The following is an 11,806-nucleotide window of genomic DNA, read 5'->3' as shown; positions in this document are numbered from 1 at the left end:
TTTTTATTTTTTTTTTGAGAAAGTTTTTTACATTCCGTAAATCGATTCTTTATCGAATTTTTTAACTAACATGTAATAAACAACAGCTCTGTACTTATTTCTTTCAGATTTGCCAATTTTTTCAATAACCTCAGCAATAGCTTCGTCTAATTCATTACTGTCTTTTAAGCCTAATTTTTTAATTAAAAAATTCTTTTTTACAGTTTCTAATTCTTTAGGATCAGAACCAGAAACAGTTTCAGCATCTTTTTTGTATATAGAAGGACCTAAACCTTTAGTTACTGCAGTTAATAAATCAGTATTTGAGCGTAAGTTTCTGTCGTCCATAAACTTTTTGTATAATGCTACTTTCTCGTCGAATTTACTCATGATTTTTTGTTTTTAAATATGGTTATTTTTTTTGTTTCAAAAATATATTCTTCAAATATAAAGAAATAATTAATTAATATCAAAGAGAAGTTTTTGTTAATTAATTTGTTAAAAACAAATATTTTTTTTGTAAATTGTGTATCCAGACTTAGTACATTTAAAGAGTAAATGTAAATTGATGCCTATGTCTTTATCAAAATTTGAATCAATGCTTAAAACAAATAGCGTGTATTTTTTTGATTCAGTTGAGTTTGAAGAAATTATACAACACTATTTAGATACCGGAAAACATTCTTTGGCGCAAAAAGCAGTGAATTTAGGATTACAACAACACCCTACTTCTGTAGTTCTAAAACTTTTACAAGTAGAATTATTAATTTTTGAAGACAAATTAAAAAAAGCCATTAAGCTTCTTTCTGAAATTGAGGCTATTGAGCCTCATAATGATGAGGTTTTTATTCAAAAAGCAATTATTATGTCTAAAAAAAACAAGCATCAAGAGTCTATTGAAATATTAAAAGAGTCGCTTAAGTATGTCGAAGATCCTGCAGATATTTGGTCTATGATTGGTATGGAGTATCTGTATTTAGACGATTTTGAAAATGCTCGTTTAAATTTTGCAAAGTGTATTGATGTTGATTATGAAGACTACTCATCGCTCTATAACGTTGTGTATTGTTTTGATATGGAGGGCAGTCATGAAGAGGCAATACTATTTTTAAATGCTTATATCGATAAAAACCCATACTCTGAGGTAGCATGGCATCAGCTAGGAAGACAATACTTTATCTTAAATATGTATAAAGAAGCCTTAGTGTCTTTTGATTATGCAATACTTATAGATGATTGTTTTATTGGAGGATATTTAGAAAAAGCCAAAACACTAGAACAGCTCGAACGCTATCAAGAAGCGATAGATCATTATATGATAACATTAGAGTTAGACGATCCAACAGCTTTTGCATATGTGAGAATAGGGGAGTGCTTTGAAAAATTAGATATGGCAGATAGCGCTATTCAATATTATAGAAAAGCAGTACACGAAGATCCTTTGTTAGATAGGGGGTGGATTTTGTTAACCCATCTGTATTATAAACAAGAAGATTATCAAAAGGCATTATATTATATTGGTAAGGCATTAGAAATTGATGATGCTAATGTGTTGTACTGGCGTAAATATGCCGATATTAACCTAAAATTAAATTTTTATGAAGAAGCCGTAAAAGCTTTTTATAAATGTCTAGATTTGGAAGATGTGGCTATTGAAATTTACATTGCGCTTGCCGATGTGTTGTTGTTTATAGGAGACTTTAACGATTCTTTAAAAGTTTTAATTAAAGCAGAACAAACCTATAAAGAATTTGCAGAAATAGAATATCGTTTATGTGGGTTGTTTATGATTTTACATAAAGAAAAATATAGCATAGCGCATTTTAAAAAAGCAATAAAAATTGATTTTGAATACCATACCATCGTAAAAGAGCTGTACCCAACGGTATTTGAACATAAAGAAATACAAAAAATAATTGCTGATTATAAAAAAGCCATGGAGTGATAATTATATTGTAGCTGTTTGGTTTTAGTGTATAAAGGGTTTAGGTGTTTTTCTTAAAGGTATAAAATATTCAAATTTGTGATAGCTCACCGTTCTCTGTAAGCTAAAACTCGATCCGAAAAAACAAAGAGTGCTATCACACATTGCTTTTTATCCAATGCTACATTTGAATAATTTGACTATATTTGACAATTATTGACAAGTCATTTGAGGTAAAATGAAAAAATTAGGTTACGAACTTCGCAGAATTCGAGAAAGTAAAAATATTTTGCTTAGACAAGTTGCTTATGTCTTGGATATTGACACAGCTATGATGAGTAAAATTGAAAGAGGAGAACGAAATATCCAACGTGAACAAGTACAAAAAATTGCAGACTTTTATAAAATCTCGGAAGAAAAACTTCTTATCCTTTGGGTACACGATAAATTATTAAATGCGGTAGAAAACGAACCTTTTGCTCTCAAAGGAATGCAAAAAGCACTAAAATCATTAAAAATATAAAAATGAGAGCAAAACCTTTTTTAAAATGGGCAGGTGGTAAAACCCAATTAATTGACCAAATTCGAGAACAATTACCGCTAAATATTATTGAACAACCATTTACATTTATTGAGCCATTTGTTGGAAGTGGTGCTATGCTGTTTTGGATGCTTGACAATTTTCCTAACCTTGAACATGCTGTAATCAATGATGTAAATACAGATCTCACAAACTGCTATTTAACAATTCAGAACGAAGTAGAGAATCTAATCAAAATACTAGCTGAATGGGAATTTGAGCTCCACAATTTATCCGACAACCAAGAAGAAAAAAAGGAATATTATTACACCAAAAGAACACTCTTCAATCAAAGAAATTTAGAGCAAACTGAACAAAGTGCTTTGTTTATATTTTTGAATAGAACTTGTTTTAACGGACTTTACAGAGTTAATCGAAAAAATGAGTTTAATGTACCTATGGGAAGCTATAAAAGGCCTCAAATTTGTAATGTCGAAAACTTAAAATTGGTTTCCAATGCACTACAAAATGTAACTATTCTGAATGGAGATTTTTCTCAAACTCTTGAGTTCGCTAACGAAAATACATTCTTTTACTTTGATCCACCATACAAACCATTGAGTGAAACTTCAAGTTTTAATTCTTACTCAAAAGATGAATTTTGCGACAACGAACAAATTCGTTTAGCTCAGTTTTGTGAAAGGTTGAACAATGAAAATTATAGTTGGATATTAAGCAACTCTGATGTTAAAGGAAAAGACCCCAATAATAACTTCTTTGATGATCTATATGCTAACTTCAACATACATAGAGTGAATGCAAGAAGAAGTATTAATGCCAACCCTGAAAAAAGAGGAAAATTAACCGAATTATTGATAACTAATTAAACTAATATGATAAAAGGAGGAAAAGGTGGAGGTCATACCAAAACTGGTTTAGTATTTGAAGAACGTGTTGATTTTGTAACAGTATTAGATGCTATAGATGGGTACGATGTTATTCCAACTAAAAACAAGTCAGGAGTAATCGTTACTTACAACGGAGAAAAAGTAGCAAGATGTTTTAAAAAACATGAGTTTTATAGATTTCTTGAGGAATACAAAATAGATTGGAGAGATTATCTTTCAAAACGACTCTTGCCTGATAATGGATTATTAGTAATTGTGAGAGACACGTTATTCATTATTGAGATTAAGTTTCAGGAAGTCAGTGGATCGGTGGATGAAAAACTACAAACTTGTGACTTTAAAAGAAAGCAATACTCAAAACTTGTACAGACTTTAGATTGGAAAGTAGAATATGTTTACGTCCTAAATGACTGGTTTAAACAAGCCTGTTACAAAGACACTCTTGAATATATTAATAGTATGAATTGCCATTATCTATTTAACAAAATTCCATTGAAATGGTTAGGATTGCCAGAATAAATGATTAAACCATACCACATATCCACAGATAAAAATTTCTACTTGGCACAAGGAGATTGTATGGATATTATGCCAAATATCAAACATAAATTTGATATGGTTTTTGCAGACCCACCTTACTTTTTATCAAATGACGGCTTATCGATCCAAAATGGAAAAATTGTTTCTGTAAACAAAGGAAAATGGGATAAATCAAAAGGTTTTGATAATGTAAACAAATTTAATCGAAAGTGGCTTAAACAAGTTAGGGAGTTAATGAAAGAAGATGCTACCATTTGGATAAGTGGAACAATGCACAACATTTTTAGTATTGGACAATTGCTTACCGAACTTGATTTTAAGATTTTGAATATTATCACTTGGCAAAAAACAAATCCGCCACCCAATTTTTCGTGTAGGTACTTTACCTACTCTACTGAACAAATCATCTGGGCAAGAAAGTCTAAAAAAGTTCCTCATTATTACAATTACGAATTAATGAAGAAACTTAATGGAGATAAGCAAATGCGTGATGTTTGGACTTTGCCTGCCATTGCCAAATGGGAAAAGTCTTGTAAAAAACATCCAACACAAAAACCGCTTTCCGTTTTAACTCGTTTAATATTGGCTTCTACAAAACCTAATGCTTGGATTTTAGACCCATTTACAGGGAGCAGCACAACGGGAATAGCTGCAAATTTAGCAAATAGAAGATTTGTAGGAATTGATCAAGAAAAAGAATATTTAGAGATTAGCAAGAAACGAAAAACTGAAATTGAAAACCCTGAAATTGCTGAAACTTATCGTAAAAAAATTAGTGGATTTATAACTAAATATCAATTCGAAAAACTCTTAAAAAATGAGCCTAAGCCAAAAGAGAAAGTAGCGTTGGGATTTTGTAGAAAAAAGGAACTTTCAAAGCTATCCAAAACGAATAAATTTTATTTTCATGCAGTTGGTCAAAGCAATAATGTAAAAGATTTTCCAACGGAAATATTAGATGCCAAATGGCTCTATTTGTATGAAGGAGCAAGAAGTAAGCCTAAAAAACTGACTGGGCATTACGGAGAGATTGAAAAAATCGAATTAAAACACAAATCAAAAATTAAAGGGAAAGAAAATTCACGAATCGAATTTTATTATGAAGTGAATTTAAAAACAAATTTCACTCTAAATGGTAAAGCAGGAATTGAAATAAAACCAAATAATATATTTAACAAAAATGAAAAAGTAAATGCTGAATTGTTTAGAAAATCATTGCCGGCAGTTACAACAAAGGAAAAAATTGAACGCTTAGCCGACGCATAGTTCAAGCACATTACAATCCTCGTTCCTGCAATTGCAAAGAGTTTTCACGATAAAACAACGGACGAAGAAAGCCAGCAGAGAACAATGTATAAAACGCAATAGCGAGCAAGCGTTAAACCAAATTACAACATTTTTTTATATAAAAAAAACCTCCTCTTTGGCGGGCATCGAGCCTAAACTATTTACAACGTATGCTAAATGTAATTTGGCGCTACTTTTCAAACTCCCAATATAATAAATTTGACAGATAACGGTTGTCAAAGGCAACCTATTGTCGAATCAATACAGGTGATTAACAATCAACACCCTAGTACATATCACTAGTATTGATTATTCAAATTTATTATATTTACTCTTTCAAAGCAGAACTACATTTAGTATTTTGTTGTAAAGCATTATAAAAACGGAATGAAATATATATTAACACTTTTCTTAATTTTAACAATAGGATTTTCAATTTTTGCTCAAAACCAGCATTCGGAAATAAACATAATGAAAACTGAAAAGCCAATTTTAATAATAAACGACACTTTAATTGGTAGCGTTAATTTATTGAACAAAATATCTTCTGACAAGGTTTTTGAACTAAAAATATTCAAAGAAAGAAAATTAGGAGCTACAACCTTATTTGTTAAAAGCAAAAAAAGCGCAGGAATTATAAGTGCGAATGTCAATCACGAATTTAAATTCAAATCGCAAAAAGAGTTGAATGCTTTTTTTGGATTGAATGAGAAAAATGATATTTATGTTAACGGATATTTAATTGAAAATAAAAATCAAAGCATAGCATCTGAAAGCATCGTAGAAATTGAATTAATAAAAGCTGACGATTTTAGATTAAAAAAACCTGTTTTGAATATAGAAATTGAATAATAACGTTATACTACAATCTATAATCGAAATTATGGTGAATTCGACTATGTTAGAATCCACTTGGGATTGCTAAAACTAGTTCTTAATCTAAAAAACAATTGCTATATTTAACCGTACTGGCAGTTATACGAGACCGTTTACAGTAATTAAAAAAAACATTGCAAACTTAAATGAAAAACACAATTTTAATATTATTTTTAACTATTAATCTGATTATTTATTCACAGAATAAAAAATTAGAAATTCAAAAAAATAAATATATAGTAGATTCGATTTACTCAACTAATATTGGAGATTATAGAAAGATAAAAATATTTTTACCTACAGATTATTCTAAAAATAAAAAATATCCGATAATCTACGTTTTAGATGGTAAGTGGATGTTTGAACCAACAGTTTTTGAATCGAAAATTTTAATGGATTTTGAAGTTATTCCAAAATCAATTATCATAGGTATTTTTCATAAAAACAGAAATAAAGATTTAGGAATTAATTGGGAAACAGGAGAGTTTGAAAAGAACAGTTTAAAGTTTTTTAATTTTTTAAATCAAGAACTCGTTCCTAAAATAAATACAACATACCCTTCTTCAGGCTTTAACGTTTTAATTGGACACTCCAATTCAGCAACATTTTGTGCAAAAGTAATAACCCAAAAAGAACAACCTTTTGAGGGTTTTGTCGCTTTAAGTCAAAATCTTTTTGGAACACAATTGGAAGAATATATTCGGTTCACAAAACAAACAATCAAAAAACCAATTTTTTATTTTGTAGCTTCAGGAACAAGAGACGCTACTCCAAGATTGAAATCGGGAATGCAATTGGATAGTTTGTTCAAAAAAAATATAAATACGAACATCATAGCAAAACATGTTTTATACGATGCCGACCATAGTGGAATTGCAGGAAAAGGCCTTAATAATGGAATTTCTCATATGTTTTCAGAGTACAAACACTACAATGATTGGAACGACAAATTAATTGATTCTTTAATCTCTAAAAATATAAGTCCACTAACTTTCATAGAAGAACATTCTAAAAAAATGAAGACTATTTATGGAATAGACTTTAAAGTTAATCAAGATGATTTAAGTTTAATGCAAGCAATGACTCAAAATGACTCTGATATTAAGGCTGTTCAGGATTTTGAAATAAAACATTTGGGAATATCTAAAGAATTTTACGCAACATATGCTCAATTTTATGAGTATGTAAAAAGTTATGATAAGGCATTAGATTATTGGTCTGTAAATCTTGAAAAACATTATAAAGAAATTACAAATTTCTTTTATTACAGAAGACCAATAGATTTGCTTTATAAAAAAATGAACCAACCTAAAAAGGCAATTGCATTTGCAGAAAAATGGAAAAAAAAATCACCTGAATTTTCATCGTATTTCAACTTAAAAATTGCAAATATAGCTTTAGAAAGTGGTTCTGAAATAAAAAATGGATTGAAAGCTATTCAGGAATATATAAATAATTATCAAGAAGGTTTTTCTATAAACTTGAAAAAAGCAAAAGAAATTGAAAACAAATTAAAAAAAATAAATATGTGAAAAATACTGGTAGTAATGATTATAAGTAATTGCTTGTTTTCGCCTACTTCTGAAAATTCGCAAGAATTTTCAGATTGGTGTGTCTTTCAAAGTTATGTGCTAAACCAAATACGTTTAGCGCTTTGTTGTATCATAAAAAACAGTATTACGGCCAAAAAGAACAAACTATTTAAAATTGTATAAGTTGAAACCGAAATAAAAAAGTTTTGTACTTATTTCACGGCATCTTGCCTCTTTTTTTTAAAAATTACAGAGGTTTAAAATTTAGTTATTATAGTTATCGAATTATTATGTATCTTGTGGCGCGATAAAATGTATTTTTTACGTTTATATTCATGCTTACTATATATATTCAAAAATAACTCACAAAGATGAAAAAAGTAATTATTATTTTCTTAACATTATCTGTATCTGTTTTTGGGTGCTCTAGTATTCGAGCAACAAAACAGCAACAACAACTTCCTCCTTTAAAATTGTGGTATAAACAGCCAGCAAATCCAAAGAAACCAGATGCAAGTTTTAATAGAAATAAAGATGACATTGAATGGTTAAAAGCCTTGCCAGTAGGAAATGGTACTTTAGGTGCAATGGTTTTTGGAGGTGTTAACTACGAACGAATTCAATTAAACGAAAAAACAGTGTGGTCAGGGAGCCCGAGTAATGATAACAATCCAGAGGCATTTCCAGCACAAGCAAAAATTCGTAAATTTCTTTTTGAAGGAAAATATAAAGAAGCTTCCGAACTTACTAAAAAAACACAAATTTGTAAAGGTCCTGGTACAGGGGGGAGTAAAAAAGGTATGGTTCCTTTTGGTTGCTACCAAACCTTAGGCGATTTATGGATTGATTTTGAAAAAAAACAACCTTATGAAAATTACTATCGTGAATTAGATTTGGAAGATGCGGTTGCTAAAGTTACTTATACTCAAGATGGTGTTAAGTACAAAAGAGAAATTTTTGCAAGTGAACCCGATAATTTGCTAGTTATAAAAATATCTGCTGATAAACCTGGAATGATTTCTTTTAAAAGCACGTTAACTAGACCTGAAAGATTCAAAACAAAAGCAGCAAAAGATCAGTTGATTATGCAAGGAAAGCTATTTGATGGAAAAGGTGGTGATGGATTAGAATATATGGCACGTTTGTCTGCTATTAATAAAAACGGAACGGTAAAATATGTTGATTCAAGTTTAATTGTTAAAAATGCCGATGAAGTTGTTCTTTTATTAACAGCTTCTACTGATTATCTTTTAAAATACCCTACATACAAAGGTAGACCGTATAAAGAAATTACAAAAACAACTTTAGAAAAAGGGGAAAAAATACCGTATGAAGAATTGTTAAAAAAACACGAAGCAGAATATCAACAATATTTTAATCGTGTAGCATTTAAATTAACAAAAAATTTAGCTGATACCATACCAACTGATTTAAGGGTTAAGCAATTTGACAACAAAAAACCTGACTTACATTTAACAGAGTTATTTTTTCAATACGGACGTTATTTATTAATTTCTTCATCAAGACCGGGTTCATTACCTGCTAACTTACAGGGTATTTGGGCAAATAAGATATTAACGGCATGGGATAGTGATTATCATACAGATGTTAATGTAGAGATGAATTATTGGCCAGCAGAAGTTACGAATTTATCAGAGATGCACTTGCCTTTATTTGATTTTACGGAAGAGTTACGAAAACCAGGTAATAGAACCGCGCGAGAACAATATCATCTTGATGGTTGGGTAGTTCACCCAACGACGAATGTTTGGGGGTTTACTTCACCTGGGCAAAATCCTAGTTGGGGAATGCATGTTACTGGAGGGGCATGGTTAACCACGCATATTATGGAGCATTATTACTTTACTTTAGATAAAGAATTTCTTAAGAAAAGATATCCAATTTTAAAGCAATCAACAGAGTTTTATATGGGTTGGTTAATACCAGACCCTAAAACAGGAGAATTAATATCAGGGCCGTCAGTATCGCCAGAAAATACTTTTATAGCACCCGACGGAACGGTTTGTCAAATATCAATGGGGCCAGCACATGACCAAGAAGTTATTTGGCAGCTTTTTAAAAATTTTATAGACGCATCAGATGTATTAGGAATTCATGACTCGTATGTACAAAAAGTTATTGAGGCTCAAAAAAAATTAGCGAAGCCTAAAATAGGAACAGATGGTCGTTTAATGGAGTGGAGAGAAGAATTTAAAGAACGTGAACCTGGTCATAGACATATTTCGCATTTATTTGCATTGTACCCAGGATACCAAATAGATCTTGATAAAACGCCTAAATTTGCTGAAGCTGTAAGAAAATCGTTAGATTATAGAATTTCACATGGTGGTGGGCATACAGGTTGGAGTGCCGCTTGGTTAATTAATGAATATGCAAGACTAAGAGATGGTGAAAAAGCAGAAAACTTTTTAAATAGTATTTTAAATAAGAAAATTTTTCCAAATTTATTTGCAAGACATCCACCCTTTCAAATGGATGCTAATTTTGGATCAACAGCAGGTATAGCAGAAATGTTAATTCAAAGTCAATCAGGAGAAATTAGATTGTTGCCAGCTTTACCTAAAGATTGGAAAGATGGAGAAGTGACTGGGTTATGTGCTAGAGGAGGTTTTGTAATTGATTTAAAATGGGAGTCAAATAACTTAACTTATGTTAGAGTGTTTTCAAAAAACGGAGGGCTTTGTAAGCTTGATTACAAAGGAAAAGAGATACTTTTAAATACAGAAAAAGGTAAAGAGTATTTTCCGTTAAAAGGATAATTTACATATTAACGAATCAAAATTGATTAATCATAAAAAAACTTCCGACACTTTAAAGTGTCGGAAGTTTTTTTATTTAAAATACGTTGTTGTTATTTAAAAGATTCGCTATTTTTATTTTTGTAAGGTCGAATAATTAATCTGGTTTCTCTGTCAAAACGGATGTAATTGTAAATCCAGTTCATAAAAACAATTACTTTATTTCTAAAGCCAATTAGTGAAAATAAATGAACAAACATCCAAACAAACCACGCAAAAACACCTTGAAATTTCCATCTTGGTAAATCAACCACTGCTTTATTTCTACCAATAGTTGCCATAGAACCTTTGTCTTTATAAATAAATGGTTTTTTTTGTTTTCCTTTAATTTCAGCTAACAAGTTTTTGGCTAGTAATTTACCTTGTTGTAAGGCTGGTTGAGCCATCATTGGATGTCCTTTGGGGCTTTTTTCTGAACACATAAGCGCTACATCACCAATGGCAAAAATATTTTTATATCCTTCTATTTTGTTATAGGTGTCTACTTTAATTCTGTTTGCTCTTTCTACAATACACTGTTCTTTAAGCCCATTTATTGTTTCGCCTTGTACCCCAGCAGCCCAAATTACGGTAGCGGTTTTAAACGTTTCGGTTGAATTGGTGGTTACAGTATTACCATCATAATTTGTTACGAGAAGATTTTTCCATACATTAACACCTAAATTCAATAAAAAATCTTCGGCCTTTTTTGAAGATTTTTTACTCATGGCATCAATTAATCTGTCGGTACCTTGAATTACATTGATTTGCATATCTCTAATGTCTAAATCAGGGTAGTCTTTAGGTAAAATACCTTTTTTCATTTCGGCAAGGGCACCCGCTAATTCTACTCCTGTTGGACCACCACCAACGATAATAAAATTCATTAAAGCATTTCGTTCTTCTAAATTAGAGGTTAATAAAGCGGCTTCAAAATTTTCTAAAACTAAACTTCGAATATTAAGTGCTTGTGGAATGCTTTTCATTTCCATAGCATATTTTTGGATGTTTTTGTTTCCAAAAAAATTAGTTTTAGATCCTGATGCAACTACTAAATAATCATAGGTTAAGTTTCCAATATTAGTAATAACCTCATTTTTATCGGGGTTAATTTTAGTTACTTCTGCCAATCTAAAATGGTAATATTTTAGGTTGTTAAATAATTTTCTAATAGGAAAAGCAATAGAGTCTGGTTCTAACCCTCCAGTTGCCACTTGATATAATAAGGGTTGAAATGTATGGTAATTATGTTTGTCTAGTAAAACTACTTGAATTTCTTTATTTTCTAGTCCTTTTGCAAGGGCTAACCCAGCAAAGCCTCCGCCAATAATAACAACTCTTGGAATACTTATTTGCGGTATATTCATAAAATGCGGTATTTTTAGTTTTAAGAAAGTACAAATTTAGTTAAAAGTACAAGTAAGTTTACTAAAATTTGTCTT

Annotated in this window: 9 protein-coding genes and 1 pseudogene; 8 read left to right on the top strand and 2 right to left on the bottom strand. The window is 30.5% G+C overall.

All coding sequences use genetic code 11. The features are described 5' to 3' along the window. Positions 1-27: 27 nt before the first annotated feature. Positions 28-369, bottom strand: a complete 342-nt coding sequence (locus tag AB2B44_RS06140; protein ID WP_369048693.1) for a DUF2853 family protein — start codon at positions 367-369, stop codon at positions 28-30. A 184-nt stretch (positions 370-553) separates the two neighbouring features. Here AB2B44_RS06140 and AB2B44_RS06135 point away from each other — a divergent pair, with 184 nt between their 5' ends. The 8 genes and pseudogenes from AB2B44_RS06135 (at position 554) to AB2B44_RS06100 (ending at position 10,346) form a co-directional block, all read left to right on the top strand. Next, the gene (locus AB2B44_RS06135) at positions 554-1,924 is read left to right on the top strand and encodes a tetratricopeptide repeat protein (protein WP_369048692.1); all 1,371 of its coding nucleotides are present in this window, start codon (positions 554-556) and stop codon (positions 1,922-1,924) included. A gap of 217 nt (positions 1,925-2,141) precedes the next feature. Continuing rightward, positions 2,142-2,426, top strand: a complete 285-nt coding sequence (locus AB2B44_RS06130; protein ID WP_369048691.1) for a helix-turn-helix domain-containing protein — start codon at positions 2,142-2,144, stop codon at positions 2,424-2,426. Positions 2,427-2,428: 2 nt separating this feature from the next. After that, positions 2,429-3,310 (top strand): DNA adenine methylase, encoded by an 882-nt coding sequence (locus AB2B44_RS06125; protein WP_369048690.1) that lies wholly within the window; start codon positions 2,429-2,431, stop codon positions 3,308-3,310. 6 nt (positions 3,311-3,316) lie between these two features. Further along, on the top strand, positions 3,317-3,850 hold the full coding sequence (locus tag AB2B44_RS06120) for a hypothetical protein (RefSeq protein ID WP_369048689.1): 534 nt from the start codon (positions 3,317-3,319) through the stop codon (positions 3,848-3,850). Next, a pseudogene (locus AB2B44_RS06115) lies at positions 3,851-4,645 on the top strand (site-specific DNA-methyltransferase); the annotation flags it as partial. A 900-nt stretch (positions 4,646-5,545) separates the two neighbouring features. Further along, positions 5,546-6,010, top strand: a complete 465-nt coding sequence (locus tag AB2B44_RS06110; protein WP_369048688.1) for a hypothetical protein — start codon at positions 5,546-5,548, stop codon at positions 6,008-6,010. A gap of 170 nt (positions 6,011-6,180) precedes the next feature. After that, positions 6,181-7,566 carry an alpha/beta hydrolase-fold protein gene (locus AB2B44_RS06105; protein WP_369048687.1) on the top strand — a complete coding sequence of 462 codons (1,386 nt, stop codon included), beginning with the start codon at positions 6,181-6,183 and terminating at the stop codon, positions 7,564-7,566. A gap of 371 nt (positions 7,567-7,937) precedes the next feature. Continuing rightward, entirely contained in the window at positions 7,938-10,346 is a 2,409-nt protein-coding gene (locus tag AB2B44_RS06100) for a glycoside hydrolase N-terminal domain-containing protein (protein ID WP_369048686.1), read from the top strand. 92 nt (positions 10,347-10,438) lie between these two features. Here the strand turns inward: AB2B44_RS06100 and AB2B44_RS06095 are convergent, their stop codons facing one another. Continuing rightward, on the bottom strand, positions 10,439-11,731 hold the full coding sequence (locus AB2B44_RS06095) for an NAD(P)/FAD-dependent oxidoreductase (protein ID WP_369048685.1): 1,293 nt from the start codon (positions 11,729-11,731) through the stop codon (positions 10,439-10,441). Between the last annotated feature and the right edge of the window lie 75 nt (positions 11,732-11,806).

It is taken from the genome of Tenacibaculum sp. UWU-22, from assembly GCF_041021355.1.
Taxonomy (GTDB): domain Bacteria; phylum Bacteroidota; class Bacteroidia; order Flavobacteriales; family Flavobacteriaceae; genus Polaribacter.
Note: the sequence above shows the minus strand (reverse complement) of the source record. Positions and strands in the feature narration are given on the sequence as shown.